Here is a 17,577-nt window from a genome sequence, read left to right as displayed (position 1 = left end):
CCGTTGCCGCACAAGCATTGACCAACAATCGTTGGCCAACATATCTTGGCTAAATGCCTACCCCGCATCCGAAGCAGATCACCGACCCGCGGGCGCTGCGCGCGCTCGCCCATCCGATCCGGCTCAGGTTGCTTGAGCTGCTGCGCGTGGACGGCCCGGCAACCGGCAGGAAGCTGGCAGATATCACCCGCGAGTCAACGGCCTCGATCAGCTACCACGTCGGCCAACTGGTGAAATGGGGTCTCGTCGAGCAAGCCCACGATCTGCAGCGTGGCCGGGAGAAGCCCTGGCGAGCGACCAGCCGAGGGATCACCTGGACCGCAACCGGGGACGGGTCGCCGGAGTTCGCGGCCGCCTCACGGGCATTGCGGGAGCAGTTCATCGTCCGGGGGATCGCCGCGTTGAATCAGTTCCACCGTCACGAGGACGAGTTCGAGGTCACGTGGCAGGAGGCGGCCTGGCTCGGCGCGGACATGGGCTACCTCGACCCCACCGAGCTGTCCGAGGCGACCGAACGGATCAAGGCCGTGATCGCGGAGTACACCGACACCGCACGGCCCCGCAAGGAAGGCGCTCGGCAGGTCGCGTTCTTCGCCTACGCCGTGCCCACGTACGAGGATCCGAGCTGATGCTGCGCACGCCGGGCCTGTTCGCACTGTTCACCGCGAAGTTGCTGTCGACATTCGGATCCTGGCTGACCCTGCTCGCACTACCGTGGTTCGTGCTGGTCACCACAGGCTCGCCGGTGCAGATGAGCCTCGTCCTGGCCGCCGAGTTCATGGGCGTGGTGATCGTCGGTCTGTTCAGCGGCAGGCTGGTCGCCGTACTGGGCGCACGGCGAACCATGCTGATCGCCGACGCCGCCCGGGTGCCGCTGATGGCGTCGATTCCGTTGCTGTATCTGGCCGGTGGGCTGACCCTCCCGATCCTGCTGATGGCGTCGTTCGGGCTCGGCGTATTCACCACGCCGTACGTCTCGTCGCAGCGGCTGATCCTGCCCGAACTGCTGGGTCCCGTGCGGAGCGCGGACGAACGACTCGTCGGCCGCGCCAACGGCCTCGTCGACGCCGCCACCAGGATCGCCGCGCTCGCCGGTCCCGCCGTTGGTGGCATCCTCATCGCGCTGCTCGGCCCTGCGCAGGTCCTCTGGATCGATGCCGGAACCTACTTCGTGTCGTTCCTGGTCCTGCTCGTCTTCGTGCGGCCACCCGCGAACGGTCTCGCGCGGGGACCAGGGAAGCACCCCGCGAAGGGCGGTCTGCGCCAGGTGCTGAGCGACCCCCCGCTGCGTCTGTTCGCCGCCGCGCTGACCCTGGTGACGCTCACGATTACCGCGATCTTCCTGTGCCTACCGGTGCTGGTTCTGAACGACCTCGGTGGCGGCCCTCGCACGCTGGGCCTGCTCACCGCGGCGAACGGGGCCGGGCTCGCGCTCGGCAGCTTGATCGCGGTCACCGCTCTGGCCCGGATGGGCACCACCGCCCTGACCGCGGCGGCCGTACTGCTGTGCGTGCCGCTGTGGCTGCTGCTCGTCCAACTGCCGTTGGCTGTGGCCGTTGGGTTGTTCCTCAGCGGGCTGGCGACTCCGGTGCTCGCGACGACACTCATCACGCGATTCACGGTGCGCACCCCGCCTGATCAGAGGCCGCATGTTCTGGCTGCGGTAACGAACACCGAGAACCTTGCCGGGTTCGTCGGTGCCGTGGCCACTGGACCGGCACTGCAGTTCGCCGGCGTGCGCCCCGTCCTCGCCACCATCGCGGTCCTTGCGGGCGCGGGCGCCGCGATCTTCGTTCGAGGGCTACGAGTGCCACCGGTCGTTTCCTTCGCGTCACGGTAGGGGGCCCGTGCGCGGTGTGGCGTGTACGGCTGGTGGCCGCCCAGAGGGAGCGGCCACCAGCCGTACCGGTCAGGAGAGCGAGCAGGCTGCTCCGTTGACGGTGACCAGGCCTGGGTCGGGGTTGGCCCCGCCCGCGGTGGTCGCGTTGAAGCCGAACGTCACAGTGCCGCCGGGCGCGATCTTGGCGTTGTACGACTCGTTGCGCGCGGTCACCGTCGCGCCGGCCTGGGTGACCTTCGCCAGCCACGCCTCGCGGACCCGCTGGTCGCCGGTGAACGCGAAGCGCACGCTCCAGCCGTTGACGGTCGTGGTGCCCGTGTTGTGGATGGTCAGCTGCGCGGTGAACCCGGTGCCGCCCTGCCAGGCGCCGTAGTTGGTGTAGCGCACCGCGCAGGTGGTGGGCGGCACCGCGCGGGCGTCACCCTGGTCGGCCAGGAACGAGGCGATCCAGGCGAGCGCCGAGTTCCAGTTGACCGCCACCTCGTTGGTCGCGTACGAGTTGATGTCGTCGACGTAGCAGAACATCGGTGCGCAACCGGCGAGCAGTTGCGCCGCGAACGGGTCCTGGAGGGCCGCGTTCGGGCCGCCGGCGAGGGAGCCGGCGGGCGGTCGGGGCAGGCTCGGGTCGAGCTGGTGGCCGAAGATCCGACTGTGCTGGTTCTGCGCGGCGTGCTCCCCCCACCCGGTGACGTAGGAGATGTTCAGGGCGTTGCGGCCGAGCACGTAGTCCATCGCCTGCACGGCGCCGTCGCGGTAGACGGGGTTGCGGGTCAGGTCGAACACGATGGCCAGCACCACGGCGTTGTTGATGACGTTGCTGTTGCCACCCCAGAAGTAGCTGTTGGCGTCACCGGGCATCGGCAGCCCGTACGCCTGCCGGCGCAGCTCGGCGAGGTACGTGTCGGCGGCGGCGGTGACCGAGGCGCGGACCCGGGCCAGATCGGCGGCGGGCAACCCGTTCGGCACCGTGGCCAGGTCGAGGCGGCCCAGCGCGGCCGTGCTCTGCCAGCCGAAGCCGCGTGAGTCGAACACGTTCCCGGCGTGGTGTGGTGAGGCGGTCAGGTCGGCCAGGTAGTTCTGCGCCCCGGTGGTGAGGTACAGCTCGGCCGCCGCCCAGTAGAACTCGTCGGTGACGGTGCTGTCGTCGTACGCGCCGCCGCCGGTGCCGTCGGTCGGGCTGGCGTACACGGCCGGGTGGGCCTTGGCTGCGGCGTAGGCCGTCTTGGCGGCAGTGCCGCAGCGGGCCGCGAACGCCGCGTCGTAGGGGGCGAAGAGCCGTGCGCACTGGGCGGCGGTGGCGGCCATGTTGAGGGTGGCCGCGGTCGACGGCGGGTGCAGCTCGCGCGGCTGCGGGTCGTCGTGCGGGGCGAGCGGCAGGCCAGTCCAGTTCTGGTCGTGGATCTTGTGGTGGACCATGCCGGCGAGCGGCTTGCCGGCGGGCACCTGCATGCGCAGCAGGAACTCCAGCTCCCAGCGGGCCTCGTCGAGGATGTCCGGGACGGCGTTGCCGCGCTCGGGCACCCGCAGCGTGCTGTCGGCGAGCCCGGCGCCGCCGGCCGCGGTGGCCGCCGTCTTGGTCCGCTCGAAGGTGCTCAGCAGTTGGTAGGTGGCGATGCCGCCATTGACCACGTACTTGCCGTGGTCGCCGGCGTCGTACCAGCCGCCGCGCACGTCCAGGGAGTAGTCGCAGACGCCCGGCTGACAGGGCACGCTGGTGTCGCCCTGGTTCGGTGCCACACCGAGGTGGCCTGCGGGGCGGGCGTACTCGTCGCCGATCAGGTCGCCGTCGATGGCGATGCCGCTGCGCTGGGCGTAGAAGAACTGCAACGAGTCGGAGCGCAGTTGGTCGTAGAGGGCGCCGGAGATGTCGAACGGGTGGCTGGTCTCGCCGTCGATGGTGAGCGTCAGGCCGCTGCCCGGGGTGCGGTAGCTGGAGAAGTCGGCCGTATGCACGTTCTGCCCGGAGGCGGCGTCGACGCCGCGAGCGGTGGTGGTGCCGCTGGCCACGACGGTGCCGGTGGCCGAGCGCAGCTGCCAGGGCAGCGCCGTGGTGGCCTCGGTGACGACGGTGGCGTTCTTCGGGCCGCCGGGTAGGTAGCCCACCTGGTTGACGCGTACCCGTGGCCCGGTGTCCGGCACGTACGGCTCAGGCGGCTCGCCACCGCGCAGCGAGACGTCGTCCAGGCAGATGGTCTGCGCCTCGGCGGCGCCGCCGACCTGGAAGATCAGTTGGGCGTTGGGGTTGTCGTCCGGGACGGTGAAGGTCTGCTCGACCCGCTGGGTGGTGCCGGTGGCGGCGGCGTCCACGGCCGCGTACGTGGTGTACGGGGCACTGCCGAGCTGCAGCACGGCCTTGACCCCGGCGCCGGGGGTGGCGGAGACGGCGAAGCCGAGGGTGTATTCGGCACCCGCGATCAGCGGTACGCCGTCCTGGCCGATGCCGGCGTCCCACGGGTTGGCCAGCCCGCCTGCGACCGTGGTGCAGAGCCGGCCGTCGGTGACCGCGAGCGGGCCGGTGCCAAAGGAGAACCAGGGGCTCACGCCGGCGCTGAAGTCGCCGTTGTCGATCTGCTCGGGGGCGTCCGGTGGTGGGTCGGCGTGGGCCGCGCCGGCGCCAGCGCCGGTGAGGGCCAGGGTGGTCGCCGCGGCGAGCAGGAGGCGGCGTCGGGATGGCGTCACGGGGAGTCCTTCCGGGACGGATGCGAGACGGTGATGGTGGCGGATACCTGGGAGCGCTCCCAGGTATCGGCTCGATGTTTCCAGCGCCGGTCCGTCATGTCAATTGATCTGGTTGGATGGGTTGTGGCATTCGACGAGGGCGGCCAGCCCGGCGGGTGCGCCGCGACGCGTCGACGCGTGGACGTGAGATTGGCCGCGCCACGCGCCGTCGTCCTGATCTCCTAGAGACAACTGCGCCCTTCGCCTGGCAGGCTGCCACCCATGACCCTGAAGCTGCGTTCCGTGGGAACGAGCGACCGTGGGCTGATCCGCAGCGGAAACCAGGACGCCCTGCACGCCGGAACCTGGCTCGTCGCCGTCGCCGACGGCATGGGCGGGATGGCCGCCGGCGACCTGGCCAGCGCCCTCACCATCGACGCGATCGCTCCGCTGGACGTGGAGACCCCCGAGGACGCCCTGGTGGCCGCGCTCGAGGGTGGCATCGCGCTGGCCACCTCCCGGATCCAGCAGGCGGTCGCCCAGGATCCCGAGCGCCAGGGCATGGGCACCACGCTGACCGCCCTGCTCTTCGCCCGTACCGGAAGCTGCCTGGCCCTCGCGCACGTCGGCGACTCCCGGGCCTACCTGTTCCGCGAGGGCGTGCTCAAGCAGGTCACCCGGGACGACACGTTCGTGCAGATGCTGGTGGACCAGGGCGTGATCACCGCGGACCAGGCCAGCAGCCATCCGCGCCGCGCGGTCGTCACCCAGGCGTTGCAGGGCGAGGAGGTCACCCCGTCGTACGCGACGATGGTGCCGCGGGCCGGCGACCGGTGGCTGCTGTGCAGCGACGGCCTCTCCAACGTGGTCCGTCCGGACACCCTCACCGAGGTGCTCACCGGCTACCCGGACCGGGCCGCCTGCGCCGGCAAGCTGATCGACCTGGCGTTGCACGCTGGCGCACCGGACAACGTCACCGTGGTGGTGGCCGACGTCGTGGAGGAGTAGCCGGCGCTCAGCGCCGACGTGGCGTGGCGTGCCGGGTGGGCGTCGCCGTTCCCGGGTCCTCCGGCCAAGGATGGCGGGGATAGCGTCCGCGCAACTCGGAGCGGACCTGCGGGTAGCCGGTACGCCAGAAGGACGCCAGATCGGCGGTGACCGCCACCGGCCGGCCGGCGGGGGAGAGCAGGTGCAGTAGCACCGCTACCCGCCCGTCGGCGACGCGTGGGGCCGCGGACCAGCCGAACGTCTCCTGCAGCTTCACCGCGAGCACCGGCGCGGCGGGGTCGGTGTAGTCCACCCGGATCCGAGAACCACTCGGCACCTCGAACCGTTCCGGGGCCAGCTCGTCCAGACGGGCGGCCTGCGCCCAGGGCAGCAGCCGGCGCAGCGCCGACGTCACGTCCGCCCGCGCCAGGTCGGCCCGGCGCCGGGCGGCGGCCACCTCCGGGCCCAGCCAGGTCGGCGCGGCGTCGAGCAACGCCTCGTCGCTGACATCCGGCCACGGGGCGCCCAGATGGTGCCGGAGGAACGCGAGCCGCTCACGCAGTGCCCGCGCCGCAGGCGTCCAGGTCAGCAGTCGCAGCCCTTCCTGGCGCAGACCGGTCAGCAACGCCGCGGCCACCTCCGCCCGGTCTGGCCGGTCCAGCCGCCGCTGGAGCAGCTCGATCGCGCCCAGCCGGGTAACCTCCCGTGCCACCACGTCCCCGTCGGACCAGCCGACCTCGCGGCTGGTGCGGAGCAGCGGGCCGGCCGCCTCCCGGGCCGTCGCCTCGTCCAGCGGCGAGGCCCGGCGGATCCGGGCCGACGGCGCGCCCGGCGTGCGGTCCGCGACGGCAACCGCCAGCCAGTCGGACCCGGCCAGCCCCGACCCGGCCGCCAGCTCCGCGGCGGTTCCGCCAGTCATCAGGTACGCCGATCCGCCCGGCCGCCGCACCCGGGCCAACCGTTCCGGGTACGCCAGTCCGACGAGCAGCCCGGCGGCGAGATCGTCGGTCAGCCCGGTGGAGTCGGCCCGCCCGGTGGAGTCGGCCCGTCCGCCGGTTTCCGGTCCGGCCACTCGGCCGCCCCGGCCGCCCCGGCCGGATCTGGTGCGGCCCCCGGGCGGGGCGTCGACGGGCAGCGCGGCGCGCAGCCGACGTACCTCGGTGCGCCAGCGGGCGGTCGCGCCGGCGTCGACGCCCGCGCGCAGCCGGCGCCAGCCGGCGACCAGGTCGTCACCGGGGCCGGCTGCGCTCTCCTCGGCGAGCAGGGCGACCACCTCGGCCGCCCGGTCGGCGCCGACCCGACCGGCGCCGTCGAGCAGAGCCCGCGCCAGCCGTGGGTGCGCGCCCGCGGCGGCGATGGCCCGACCTCGCGCGGTGATCCGACCGTCGGCGTCGACCGCGCCCAACGTCTCCAGGGTGTCCCGGGCCACCGTCATCGCGGCGGCCGGTGGTGCGTCGGGCAGCGCGAGCCCGACGCCATCCGGCCGGCCCCAGGCGGCCAGCTCCAGCGCGAAGCCCGTCAGGTCGGCGGTGGCGATCTCCGGTTCGGCTCGGGCGGGTAGCCGCTCATGGGTCGCCGCGGACCAGCACCGGTAGACGTACCCGGGGGCCTCCCGGCCGGCCCGGCCAGCCCGCTGGGTGGCGGCGGCCCGGGAGACCGGCACGGTGACCAGTGCACCCAGCCCACGGGCCAGGTCGATGCGGGGCACCCGGGACAGCCCGGCGTCCACCACGACTCGCACGCCCGGGACGGTCAGGCTGGTCTCGGCCAGCGCGGTGGCCAGCACGACCCGGCGGCGATCAGCGGGACGCAGGGCCGCATCCTGCTCGGTGCCGCGTTGACGGCCGTGCAGCGGCAGCAGCGCAACGGTGTCCCGCAGGTCGGCCAGCCGGCCGGTGACCGCCGCGATCTCGCCGGCCCCGGGCAGGAAGACCAACACGTCGCCGTCGCGCTCGCGCAGCGCCCGTCGGACGGTGGCGGCCACGTGGTCGAGCAGGGCCCGGTCCACCGGCCCGGCCCCGGGCGGAGCGATCGGGCGCGCCGGCGGCGCCCAGATCCGCTGGACCGGGTGCAGCGCCGAGTCGGCCCGTACCACCGGGGCCGGGGCGGGTCCGCCGAGCAGCGCGGCGAACCGGTCGGTGTCCGGGGTCGCGGACATCGCCAGCAGCCACAGATCCGGCCGGAGTGTGGCCCGTGCTTCCACGGTGAAGGCCAGCGCGAGGTCCGCGTCGAGCTGTCGTTCGTGGCACTCGTCGAGCAGCACCGCGCCCGTGCCGGGCAGCTCCGGATCGTGGTGCAGCCGCCGGACCAGCAGGCCGGTGGTGACCACCTCCACCCGGGTGGCCGGGCCGACCCGGCGCTCGCCGCGGACCGCGTAGCCGACGCGCTCACCGACGCGCTCACCGAGCAGCTCGGCCATTCGCCGGGCGGCGGCACGGGCGGCCACCCGGCGGGGTTGGGCGATCACCACCCGACCGGTCACCTGGTCGGCCACCGCCAGCGGCGCGAGGGTGGTCTTCCCGGTGCCCGGTGGAGCCACCAGGACGCCGGCGCCGGCCGCGTCGAGTGCCGCGACCAGCGCCGGCAGCACCGGGCGTACCGGCAGGTCCAGGGTTACGTCGGAGAGCACGGGCCCAGTCTCGCACCGGCGTGGGTGCCTCAGTGGCGACGGACCTCACCGACGCCGAGCACGAAGGCCCGCCAGGCCGACGGGCCGAAGGTGAGCACCGGGCCGGAGCGGTCCTTGCTGTCCCGGACGGCGGCCTGACCATCGGGTGTCGCGACCTCCACGCAGTTGCCGTTGCCGCTGCTGCGCGTGCTGGTGCGCCAGTCCGCCCGGGTCAGGTCGTGCTCCGTCATCCGCGGTACCTCTCGTCTGCGTCGGCGTGCCGCAGAAGCGGTCACGCAAAGTTACGAGAAGCCTGCTCTAGACGGATCAACGACGCCGCCGGATCGAGCGCCAACTGGCACAGCTCCTCGTGCAGAAGGCTATACCGGAGCACCTGGTCGACATCCTCCAGCGCCAGTCCCATCGTGAGGTTATCCAGGTAAACCACGGACGCGTCGGCGGCATCGGCGAAGTTGAGGATCACGTACGGAGTGCTCATCGCGGGATGGCCGCCAGCCGCGAATGGAAGTACCTGAATTACTACGTTGGGTAACTGCGCGATGCGACTCATGTGGACCAGCTGCTCGGCCATCACCGCATCGCCGCCGACGGGACGCAGGAGCACCGCCTCATTGAGCACCACCGACAACTGGACCGGGTTCTCGCGGCGCAGCACCTCCTGCCGGTGCAGTCGGGCGGCGACCTTGCGCTCCAGGCCGTCCTCGCCCGCGGTGCGCCGGAAGATCTCCCGGGCGTACGCCTCGGTCTGCAGGAGCCCGGGTACCGACTCGGCCTCGTACGTGCGCAGCGCCGCGGCCTCGGCCTCCAGTCCGACGTAGAACTCGAACCACTCGGGCAGCACGTCGCTGTAGTTCTGCCACCAGCCGCGCTGCTGTGCCCCTCGGGCGATCTCGATCAGCGCCTCGGCGTCCGCCCCGGTCACCTGGTAGAGCGCGAGCGCCGCCCGGACGTCGCGCGGTTTGATGCCGATCTGCGCGTTCTCGATCCGGGAGAGATTGCTCTTCGACATGTCGAGCTGGCGGGCGGCCACATCGAGGGTCATGCCCGCGCGTTCCCGGAGCTGGCGGAGCTCCCTGGCGATGCGTCGACGGCGCACGGTCGGGCTGGCAGCGGGTCGGATGGCGGGGGTGGCGGTCACCGTCCGAGTCTGCCACGACAAGATCCGCAGGTCGCGCCTGTACGGAGTGCAACTTTCGAATCTGGGAGTTGCATTGCAGTAGCTGTCGGTGCATCCTTTCCCGGTCGCGATCACTGTGGACACACCTGTGCGGGAGGACCGTTGCTCATCGCCGACGAGTTCTTTTTGATCGCACACAACGACAGTCGTGGCAAGGCCAAACTGCACCCGGCGGCGACCGGGCTCGGGCTGGCCGGCGGGCTGCTCGGTGAGCTGATCCTTTATGGACACATCACCGTCTCGGGCGGGCTGGTCAGCGTCATCGACCGGCGTCCGCCGGCTGACGCGCTGGCGCACACCGTGCTCGACCAGCTGGTCGGCGAGTCCCAGCACCAGGAGCTGCGCACCTGGCTCAGCTTCCTGGCGCAGAGCGCGACGACCTCGGTGGGGGAGCGGCTCGCCCGCGCCGGGGTGCTGCGCCGCCAGGAGAGCCGCCGGCTGCTGCGCACCTCGGTCAGCTATCTCCCGATCGACCTCAACGCCGTGGCCTGGCCGGCCACCCGGCTGCGGGCCCTGCTGGACCGGCCCGACCCACCGAGCGTGCCGGACGCGTTGCTGCTCGGTCTGGTCGTGGCCGCCGGGTTGACCCGTGAGGTGCTGTGGAGCGCCGGACCACGCGCCCACCACCGGCTGAGTGTCCTCATCCCCGCGCTGCCGGCACCGCTGAAGGAACTCGTCGGACACACCGAGGCCGCCGTCGGCGCCGCGGTGCTGCGCGGCCTTCCCTGATCCCCCGGTAACCCCAACCCTCCCCTCGACAACCGGAGTAGTCGTATGCGCCCGACATCGACAGTCGACAGACCCAGCAACGTCTCCGAATCTCTCGCCCGGGGCCGCCTCGGCATCCCCTCGGTCATCTTCTTCGTGCTCTCCGCCGCCGCGCCGCTGACCGTGGTGGCCGGTGTCGTCACCACCGGGTACGGCATCGTCGGCGTGACCGGCATCCCGCTGGCCTTCCTGGTGGTCGCCGCGGTGCTCGCCCTCTTCTCGGTGGGCTACGTGGCGATGTCCCGTCAGGTGGAGAACGCCGGCGCCTTCTACGCCTACGTCTCCCGCGGCCTGGGCCGGCCGGCTGGCGTGGCCGCCGCCTGGGTGGCGCTGACCGCGTACAACGCGCTTCAGGTCGGGCTCTACGGGACCATCGGCGTCGCCGCCGAGCCGGTGCTCGACCGGATCTTCGGCGGGCACCCGCACTGGTCGATCGTCGCCCTGGTGGCGTGGGCACTGGTCGGCATGCTCGGCCTGCTCCGGGTGGACCTCAACGGCCGGGTGCTGGCGGCGCTGCTGGTCGCCGAGATCGTGGTGGTCCTGGTCTTCGACCTCGGCCAACTCGGCAACCCGGCGGGCGGCGAGGTCAGCTTCGCCGGGTTCTCGCCGGACAACCTCCTCGTGCCCGGGGTCGGCGCGGTGCTGGTGCTGGCCATCCTCGGCTTCGTCGGCTTCGAGTCCGCAGTGGTGTTCAGCGAGGAGAGCAAGGACCCGAAGCGGACCGTGCCGCTGGCCACGTACCTCTCGGTGGCGATCATCGCCGGGCTGTACGCGCTCTCGTCCTGGACCATGGCCGTCGCCGTCGGACCGGACAAGATCGTCGCCGAGGCGGGGGAGCAGAGCGTCGGGCTGATCTTCAACCTTGCCGGCGCGCACCTGGGCGACACCGCGGTCACCATCGGCCAGGTGCTCTTCCTGACCTCGGTGCTCGCCGCGATGATCTCGTTCCACAACACCACGGCCCGTTACGCTTTCGCGCTCGGCCGGGAGCGGGTGCTGCCGGCGGTGTTCGGGCAGACCTCGCCGCGGACCGGCTCGCCGCGGGCCGCCTCGCTGGCGCAGAGCGTGTTCGGCCTGCTGGTCATCCTGCTCTACACCGTCAACGGCTGGGATCCGGTGATCAAGCTGTTCTTCTGGGTCGGCACCACCGGCGGCTTCGGCGTGCTGCTGTTGATCGCCACCACCTCGGTTGCGGTGATCGCCTACTTCATCCGCTCGGGCGGCGGCGAGACGCTGTGGCGGCGGGTCATCGCACCCGGCCTGGCCACCGTCGCGCTCGTCGTGATCATCTGGCTGGCGGTGTCGAACTTCGCCGACCTGCTCGGCGTCGCGCCGGACTCGCCCCTGCGCTGGGCGCTGCCCGCCGTGTACCCGGTGGTTGCCGCCCTGGGCGTCAACTGGGCGCTCGTGCTGCGGAGCAACCGCCCGGACACGTACGCCCGGATCGGCCTCGGCGCGGCGAGCGCCGCCGCCGTTGTCAAGCCGGAGGCGCCGCCGGCCAACGTGGAGGTGACCCGATGAGCGTTGTCATCGAGCAACTCGGGCCGGAGGAGACCACCCTGGTGGCCGGCCGGATCGCCGAGGCGTTCACCGCCCTGGAGGTGACGTCCTGGCTGGTGCCCGACGCGAGCAAGCGGGAGGCCGTGCTGGCCGGGGACTTCGAGATCCTGGTCGGGCACGCGATGCGGCACGGCATGGTCCACGCCACCAAGGACCGGGCCGCGGTCGCGGTCTGGTTCCCGTCGGTCGGTGAGCCGGCTCCGCCACCCGTGGACTACGACGCCCGACTGGCTGCCGCCTGCGGCGAGTGGACCGACCGGTTCCAACATCTCGATGAGCTGTTCGCGGCGAACCACCCCCATCCGGATCACCACCACCTGGCGTTCCTGGCGACCCAGCCGGACCGGCAGGGTCAGGGGTTGGGCACCGCGCTGATGCAGCACCATCACGCCTGGCTGGACGCCAACGGGATGCCGGCGTACCTGGAGGCGAGCAGCCCTCGCAGCCGGGATCTGTACGCGAAGTACGGCTACCTGGCCGGCGAACCGTTCCGGGTGCCGGACGGCACGCCGTTCTGGCCGATGTGGCGGGAGCCGGTCGGCCGCTGACGGGACCGGCCGGGGTCGGAGTGACCCCGGCCGGCACGCCCTGCGGCCACGTTGTCACGCTCGCGTGACGACGTGGACACGGAAAAGGGCCGGGTCCGCCGACCCGGCCCTTTTCCCGTGAACTGCTCAGTAGGTGCCGTCGAGCTGACCGCGCAGCTTGGTCAGCGCCCGAGCCAGCAGCCGGGAGACGTGCATCTGCGAGACGCCGATCTGGTCGGCGATCTGCGACTGGGTCAGATTGCCGTAGAAGCGCAGCGTGAGGATCTTCTGCTCGCGCTCGTCGAGGGTGGCCAGCGCCGGGCCGAGGGCGACCCGCAGCTCAGCCAGCTCGAACTCGGTGTCCTCGCCGCCGAGCATGTCGCCCAGCTCGGTGGCGCGCTCGCCGTCACCGGTCGGGGTGGACAGCGACACCGCGTTGTACGCGCGGGCGCCCTCCAGGCCCTCCAGCACCTCTTCCTCGGTGAGCTTGAGGTGGGCGGCGATGTCGGCGACCGTGGGCGAGCGACCGAGGGTCTGCAGGAGCGAGCTGTTGGCGTCGGAGATGGCCAGCCGCAGCTCCTGGAGCCGGCGGGGCACCCGGATGTCCCAGGTGCGGTCGCGGAAGTGCCGCTTGAGCTCGCCGATGATGGTGGGGATCGCGTACCCGGCGAAGTCGACACCGCGGGACGGGTCGAACTTGTCGATGGCCTTGATCAGGCCGATCGCGGCGGTCTGGGCCAGGTCGTCGGTCGGCTCGCCGCGCCCGCTGTAGCGGTGGGCCAGGTGGTTGGCCAGCGGCAGCCAGGCCTCGATCGCCCGGTCCCGCAGTGCGGAGCGCGACGGGTGGTTGGCGGGCAGCGCGGCCATCGCGTTGAGCAGATCGGCGGCGCTGTCGGTGAGAGCGCGCGGGTCAAGCTTGGTGGTGACCTTCGCAGCGGTGCTCGGCTGCTCGGTGATCGTTGGCGCGGTCATGGGTGGTCCTCCCTGCACCTCGTCCGCGGACAAAAAAAGGTGACGCTTTGGTTTAGCTTCCTATCGGCCGTTCGGGACTCACCTTAACCTGATCGGCTCCCGGAAATCTAGCCGAAAGGTTGATGTACTTAAGGTGTGTTGAACCGCAAAAGGCGCAAACAGGGCGGAAGCTCTGAGGGTTGTGAGGATCCTTACCCGTCGTCCACGCCGAGCGGTCAACATGGAATCCGACATCGGGGCAGGAGTGTCGTCTATCCGTCCTTGTCCCACTGGCGGGACCGGCCTAGCGTCGCGGGTACATACCCGGTTCGGAGGCACCATGCTCGATCCAGCCGCTCCCCAGCTCGTCGTGAACAGCCGCACGCTCTACGTCAGCTGGCTGCCGGCGGATCCGGACGCGGTCGCCGCACTGGTCCCGCCCGGTCTGTGCCCCCGCCCCGACCACCAGGTCTTCCTCAACCAGTACATCGTCGAGGACGAGACGCAGACCTCGGGCTTCGGCGCGTACTCGCTGACCTACGTCGGCGTCTCGCTGGTGGGCGTCGACGCGCCCGGCGGCCTCAACCCGGGCGGCTGGTGGACCCACTACGTGGCCTCCAGCCGCCGGGTCCGTGAGTACGCTGCCGCCCGCGGTGCCCCGGTGCTCGCCGGCCGGACCCGCATCGAGGTGAGCGGTGAGGCGCTGCTCTCCGAGACGACGATCGACGGAACGCCGTTGATCCGGGCACGGTGCCGAGTGGGGGAGACCGGTCACGTGATCAGCAGTGGGCACCACCGCTACTTCACCCGCCGCGACGGCCAGCTCCTCAGCTCGGTCTACCCGTTCGTCGCCGAGCCGGTCGCCCCGTTCGAGATCGAGTCGGTGGAGTTCCTCCAGCCTGGGCACCCGATGTACGCGCTCCGCCCGGCCAACCCGCTGACCATCGGCTTCGGTTACTACTCGCCACGTTCCTCGTTCGCCTACCCCGGTGGGCTGAGCGTGCACCCGGTCGTCGCCGCGCCGCAGCCGGCCCGATCGATTCACCAGGTGCCGGCCAGCCTCGCTCGCAGCGGCCTGCCGTCCGGGTCGTAGACCAGCCGGTACACCGGCAACGCCCAGGCGCGGGTGTACCACGGCAGCCGCGCAGGGCGGTGCGGGCGCAAACGACCGGGCGGGCGCTCGCCCACCTGGCCGTCGTCGTACCACTGTTGCAGCGCGTCGGCGGCGGCCGTGACAGCCGCGACGGCGTCCGCCGGATCGAGCAGGTCGGCGTCGTCCGCGCCCTCCGGGTCGCGGTCCAGGTGCTCGCGCCACAGCCGCAGTCGCAGGTCCCGGGCGAAGGCCCGCGCGCCGTCGCCCTGTCCGGCGGGGTCGGTGGGCTCCCGCTTGTCGCGGGTGTCGTCGAGCACCGCGCAGGACAACTCGCTGTCGTGCGTCCAGGATCGGCGGTTGAAGTTGTCGCTGCCCACGCTGGCCCAGACGTCGTCGACCACGCACACCTTCGCGTGGACGTAGACCGGGTCGCCGGCGTGGTTCTCCACGTCGAACACGTGCACCCGGTCCGGTGCGGCTCGCTCACACAGCGACAGCGCCTGCTCGCGCCCGACCATGTTCGGCGGCAGCGCCAGCTTGCCGTCCACGTCGGGGTGCCGGGGCACCACAGCGATCAGGTGCAGCTCCGGGTTGTCCCGCAGCGCGTGCGCGAACAGGTCCGCCACCTCGGCCGACCAGAGGTACTGGTCCTCCAGGTAGATCAGCCGGCGGGCGCGGCGTACCGCCTTGGTGTAGCCCCGCGCCACGGTCCGCTCGCCGTCGGGCGCGAAGGAGTAACGCGGGCGGACGGCGGGGTAGGTGCGCAGCACCTGGATCTGGTGCGGACCGCAGGGCGGCGGATCGGCTGGTTGCTCGGGCAGCGGGTCGGGCCGCAGGTCCGCGCCGCGCAGCCGATCCCGCAGGTAGGCCATCGGGTTCTCCGAGTCCAGTGGCATCGGGTCGGTCCAGCGTTCCCGGAACAGGGTGTCCAATGCACCGACCACCGGGCCGCGCACCGCGAGCTGCACGTCGTGCCAGGGCGGGTGAGGGCCGTACCGGGGAGACATCTGTACCGGCTGCGGGTCGCCGTGGTGCGCGGCGTCGTCGCGCCGGCTGTGGCACAGGTCGATCCCGCCGGCGAACGCGATGTCCCGCTCCGGGGAGCCCTGATGCCGAAGCACCACCAGCTTCTGGTGGTGTGAGCCGCCGCGCCGGACCCGCTGGTCGAGCAGCACCTCCCCGCCCGCCGCCGCGATCGTCTCGCTGAGGTCGCGGTTCTCCGCCTCGCTGTAGGCCAGCACGTCGAGGTGCGAGCGCCAGATCAACCCCTTGACCACCACCCCGCGCTGGGCGGCCTGGGCGAAGAGCTGGGCCACGGTCGGGCCGTCCGACCGTAGCCGCTGGTCCGGGTCGCCCCGCCAGTCGGTGAAGAACAGATGGTCGCCGGGGCCCAGCGCCTCCACCTCGTCGACCAGCCGGTCGAAGTACGCGGCACCGTGAATCAACGGCTCGGCGAGGTTTCCCGTGGTCCATACGGGTAACCCAGAGACCGGGTTGGCGCGTTCCTGCGCGGTGAGGAACCAGTCCTGCAACGGCAACGTCCAGCCCCCCTGGAGGTCGGCAACGTCCTCACGGTAGGGCCCCCGACACGGGTCCGCACGCCAGGCCGCAAGACCGGTGACCTGGCCAACGCCATCGGAAGCGACGCGACAACAGCCGAGGAGACCACACCATGTCCCGCGACACGACGAATCCCGTGACCGAGTACCGCGAGCCGGCGGTGGAGAGCGAACGGGGTGCGCTGGTAGCGGTGTTGGTGATGGTGATTCTGGGAGTCGCCGGGATTTTTGCGGTCTCCTGAGGCGGCGTCGGCGCCGATCTCAGCGGTTGACCGTGGTCAGGGCCGAGTGCCCTGGCCGCCGGTGTGTGGCAGCCGCTCGGTGGGGATCACGCCGAGGCGGCCGGCCTGGAAGTCCTCGAATGCCTGAATCAGCTCGTCCCGGGTGTTCATCACGAATGGGCCGTACTGCGCCACGGGCTCCCGGATCGGCTGGCCACCCATGATGTAGAGGTCCAGCGCAGGGGTGTTGCTGTCCTGCCCGGTGTCGGCGCTGAACCGCAGCGCGTCACCCGGACCGTGCACCGCGAGCTGGCCGGTGCGCACCGGCCGCCGGTCGGTGCCGACCGTGCCGCGTCCGCCGAGGACGTACACCAGGGCGTTGAACTCGGGCTGCCAGGGCAGCTCGACCTGGGCCCCCGGCTGCACGGTGACGTGGGTGATGGTGATCGGGGTGAAGGTCGAACCCGGGCCGCGGTGCCCGGCGACCTCACCGGCGATGACCCGGATCAGCGCGCCGCCGTCGGGCGTGGTGAGCAGCGCCGACTCCCGACCCCGGATGTCCTGGTAGCGGGGCGGGTTCATCTTGGCCGAGCGGGGCAGGTTGACCCAGAGCTGGGTGCCGTGGAAGAGCCCACCGCTCATCACCAGGTGCTCCGGCGGGGCCTCGATGTGCAACAGACCGCGACCTGCCGTCATCCACTGGGTGTCGCCGTCGGTGATGGTCCCGCCGCCACCGTGCGAGTCCTGGTGGTCGAAGACGCCGTCGATGATGTAGGTGACGGTCTCGAAGCCCCGGTGCGGATGCCACGAGGTTCCCTTGGGCTCGCCCGGCGCGTAGTCGACCTCGCCCATCTGGTCGAGGTGGATGAACGGGTCCAGGTCGGTGGTCGACACCCCGGCGAAGGCTCGACGGACCGGGAAGCCCTCACCCTCGAAGCCGGTGGGCGCGGTGGTCACCTTGCGGACCGGGCGGAACGTGGTGGACTCGTCCAGCCGGGGCAGGCGGGGCAGGACGAGAACGTTGTCAACGGTGATCGCGGGCATCGGAGGTTCCTAACTCGTGGCGTGGGTGGTCGAGTTGGCCCGGGACGCCCGCAGGCGGTCACCGATCCGGCCGAAGACCCGGGTGAGGCAGGCGACCTCGGCATCGTCGAGGTCGTCCATCAGGTAGGTGCGCACCGACGCCAGATGGTGGGGTGCGGCTTCCCGCAGGGCGAGCAGCCCGGCGGCGGTGAGCACCGCCTCGCTGCCGCGTCGGTCGTCGGGGCAGGGCTCCTTGCTGACCATGCCGCGGCGCTGCATCGAAGAGATCTGGTACGTGAGTCGGCTGGGCGAGAAGATGAGCCGGCTGGCCAGCTCGCCCATCCGTAGCCGCTGCCCCGGAGCCTCGGAGAGCAGGACCAGCACGTGGTAGTCGGCGAAGCTGAGGTCGCTGTCCGCGCGCAGGTCCTCTTCGACCTGGGTGTAGAGACGCTGGCTCGCCTCGATGTAGGCGCGCCAGGCGGCCTCTCGGGTGCTGTCCAGGCTCTCGGTCACGTTCACGACGATAGCACTCGTACAAATTTTAACTAGTGCCTAATTCGGCGGTCGAGATCTGGTGTGATGTG

At 71.6% G+C, this 17,577-nt stretch carries 16 protein-coding genes; 8 read left to right on the top strand and 8 right to left on the bottom strand.

Features of this window, described 5'->3' with window-relative positions:
- Positions 1-53 precede the first annotated feature (53 nt).
- A complete protein-coding gene (locus ABZS37_RS06250; RefSeq protein ID WP_355166072.1) occupies positions 54-629 on the top strand; it encodes a winged helix-turn-helix domain-containing protein in 576 nt (191 codons plus the stop codon).
- Positions 629-1,840, top strand: coding sequence for an MFS transporter (locus ABZS37_RS06245; protein WP_355166070.1), 1,212 nt, complete (start codon positions 629-631; stop codon positions 1,838-1,840). The genes ABZS37_RS06250 and ABZS37_RS06245 overlap by 1 nt, the downstream gene beginning before the upstream one ends.
- Positions 1,841-1,909: 69 nt before the next feature.
- Here the strand turns inward: ABZS37_RS06245 and ABZS37_RS06240 are convergent, their stop codons facing one another.
- On the bottom strand, positions 1,910-4,519 hold the full coding sequence (locus ABZS37_RS06240) for a glycoside hydrolase family 9 protein (RefSeq protein ID WP_355166068.1): 2,610 nt from the start codon (positions 4,517-4,519) through the stop codon (positions 1,910-1,912).
- A 261-nt stretch (positions 4,520-4,780) separates the two neighbouring features.
- Between ABZS37_RS06240 and ABZS37_RS06235 the strand changes: the two genes are divergently transcribed.
- On the top strand, positions 4,781-5,506 hold the full coding sequence (locus ABZS37_RS06235) for a protein phosphatase 2C domain-containing protein (RefSeq protein WP_355166066.1): 726 nt from the start codon (positions 4,781-4,783) through the stop codon (positions 5,504-5,506).
- A 7-nt stretch (positions 5,507-5,513) separates the two neighbouring features.
- On the opposite strand, the gene ABZS37_RS06230 is transcribed toward ABZS37_RS06235, so the two are convergent.
- From ABZS37_RS06230 to ABZS37_RS06220, 3 genes are read right to left on the bottom strand one after another with little or no spacing between them, the layout of a single operon-like run.
- Positions 5,514-8,114 (bottom strand): ATP-dependent helicase C-terminal domain-containing protein, encoded by a 2,601-nt coding sequence (locus tag ABZS37_RS06230; protein WP_355166064.1) that lies wholly within the window; start codon positions 8,112-8,114, stop codon positions 5,514-5,516.
- A gap of 29 nt (positions 8,115-8,143) precedes the next feature.
- Positions 8,144-8,344, bottom strand: coding sequence for a DUF397 domain-containing protein (locus tag ABZS37_RS06225; protein WP_355166062.1), 201 nt, complete (start codon positions 8,342-8,344; stop codon positions 8,144-8,146).
- Positions 8,345-8,385: 41 nt separating this feature from the next.
- Positions 8,386-9,210: a helix-turn-helix transcriptional regulator gene (locus ABZS37_RS06220; RefSeq protein WP_355166512.1), complete on the bottom strand. Its 825-nt coding sequence runs from the start codon at positions 9,208-9,210 to the stop codon at positions 8,386-8,388.
- 183 nt (positions 9,211-9,393) lie between these two features.
- On the opposite strand from ABZS37_RS06220, the gene ABZS37_RS06215 reads away from it, so the two are divergent.
- Genes ABZS37_RS06215 through ABZS37_RS06205 form a run of 3 tightly spaced genes read left to right on the top strand, consistent with a single transcriptional unit; the run spans position 9,394 to position 12,167 of the window.
- Positions 9,394-10,020, top strand: coding sequence for a GPP34 family phosphoprotein (locus ABZS37_RS06215; RefSeq protein ID WP_355166060.1), 627 nt, complete (start codon positions 9,394-9,396; stop codon positions 10,018-10,020).
- 45 nt (positions 10,021-10,065) lie between these two features.
- Positions 10,066-11,580, top strand: a complete 1,515-nt coding sequence (locus tag ABZS37_RS06210; protein WP_355166058.1) for an APC family permease — start codon at positions 10,066-10,068, stop codon at positions 11,578-11,580.
- A complete protein-coding gene (locus tag ABZS37_RS06205) occupies positions 11,577-12,167 on the top strand; it encodes a GNAT family N-acetyltransferase (protein WP_355166056.1) in 591 nt (196 codons plus the stop codon). The genes ABZS37_RS06210 and ABZS37_RS06205 overlap by 4 nt, the downstream gene beginning before the upstream one ends.
- 126 nt (positions 12,168-12,293) lie before the next feature.
- Here ABZS37_RS06205 and ABZS37_RS06200 read toward each other — a convergent pair whose 3' ends face one another.
- Entirely contained in the window at positions 12,294-13,118 is an 825-nt protein-coding gene (locus ABZS37_RS06200) for a SigB/SigF/SigG family RNA polymerase sigma factor (RefSeq protein ID WP_355166054.1), read from the bottom strand.
- A 319-nt stretch (positions 13,119-13,437) separates the two neighbouring features.
- Between ABZS37_RS06200 and ABZS37_RS06195 the strand changes: the two genes are divergently transcribed.
- Positions 13,438-14,190 carry a hypothetical protein gene (locus tag ABZS37_RS06195; RefSeq protein WP_355166052.1) on the top strand — a complete coding sequence of 251 codons (753 nt, stop codon included), beginning with the start codon at positions 13,438-13,440 and terminating at the stop codon, positions 14,188-14,190.
- Here ABZS37_RS06195 and ABZS37_RS06190 read toward each other — a convergent pair.
- Positions 14,139-15,728, bottom strand: a complete 1,590-nt coding sequence (locus ABZS37_RS06190; RefSeq protein ID WP_355166050.1) for a phospholipase D-like domain-containing protein — start codon at positions 15,726-15,728, stop codon at positions 14,139-14,141. The genes ABZS37_RS06195 and ABZS37_RS06190 overlap by 52 nt on opposite strands.
- 134 nt (positions 15,729-15,862) lie before the next feature.
- Here ABZS37_RS06190 and ABZS37_RS06185 point away from each other — a divergent pair, with 134 nt between their 5' ends.
- The gene (locus ABZS37_RS06185; RefSeq protein ID WP_355166048.1) at positions 15,863-15,991 is read left to right on the top strand and encodes a hypothetical protein; all 129 of its coding nucleotides are present in this window, start codon (positions 15,863-15,865) and stop codon (positions 15,989-15,991) included.
- A 36-nt stretch (positions 15,992-16,027) separates the two neighbouring features.
- Here the strand turns inward: ABZS37_RS06185 and ABZS37_RS06180 are convergent, their stop codons facing one another.
- Both ABZS37_RS06180 and ABZS37_RS06175 read right to left on the bottom strand, forming a co-directional pair.
- A complete protein-coding gene (locus ABZS37_RS06180) occupies positions 16,028-17,014 on the bottom strand; it encodes a pirin family protein (protein WP_355166046.1) in 987 nt (328 codons plus the stop codon).
- Positions 17,015-17,023: 9 nt separating this feature from the next.
- Positions 17,024-17,506 carry a MarR family transcriptional regulator gene (locus ABZS37_RS06175; RefSeq protein WP_355166044.1) on the bottom strand — a complete coding sequence of 161 codons (483 nt, stop codon included), beginning with the start codon at positions 17,504-17,506 and terminating at the stop codon, positions 17,024-17,026.
- Positions 17,507-17,577: the final 71 nt, after the last annotated feature.

It is taken from the genome of Micromonospora sp. NPDC005413 (assembly GCF_040606435.1).
Lineage (GTDB): Bacteria > Actinomycetota > Actinomycetes > Mycobacteriales > Micromonosporaceae > Micromonospora.
This window is presented reverse-complemented; position numbering and strand designations above follow the sequence as displayed.

Excerpts from the sequence above, each read along its gene's own strand:
- ABZS37_RS06250 (WP_355166072.1), top strand. The coding sequence starts at position 54 with ATGCCTACCCCGCATCCGAAGCAGATCACCGACCCGCGGGCGCTGCGC.
- ABZS37_RS06245 (WP_355166070.1), top strand. The coding sequence starts at position 629 with ATGCTGCGCACGCCGGGCCTGTTCGCACTGTTCACCGCGAAGTTGCTG.
- ABZS37_RS06235 (WP_355166066.1), top strand. The coding sequence starts at position 4,781 with ATGACCCTGAAGCTGCGTTCCGTGGGAACGAGCGACCGTGGGCTGATC.
- ABZS37_RS06225 (WP_355166062.1), bottom strand. The coding sequence starts at position 8,344 with ATGACGGAGCACGACCTGACCCGGGCGGACTGGCGCACCAGCACGCGC.
- ABZS37_RS06210 (WP_355166058.1), top strand. The coding sequence starts at position 10,066 with ATGCGCCCGACATCGACAGTCGACAGACCCAGCAACGTCTCCGAATCT.
- ABZS37_RS06205 (WP_355166056.1), top strand. The coding sequence starts at position 11,577 with ATGAGCGTTGTCATCGAGCAACTCGGGCCGGAGGAGACCACCCTGGTG.
- ABZS37_RS06200 (WP_355166054.1), bottom strand. The coding sequence starts at position 13,118 with ATGACCGCGCCAACGATCACCGAGCAGCCGAGCACCGCTGCGAAGGTC.
- ABZS37_RS06195 (WP_355166052.1), top strand. The coding sequence starts at position 13,438 with ATGCTCGATCCAGCCGCTCCCCAGCTCGTCGTGAACAGCCGCACGCTC.
- ABZS37_RS06185 (WP_355166048.1), top strand. The coding sequence starts at position 15,863 with ATGTCCCGCGACACGACGAATCCCGTGACCGAGTACCGCGAGCCGGCG.
- ABZS37_RS06180 (WP_355166046.1), bottom strand. The coding sequence starts at position 17,014 with ATGCCCGCGATCACCGTTGACAACGTTCTCGTCCTGCCCCGCCTGCCC.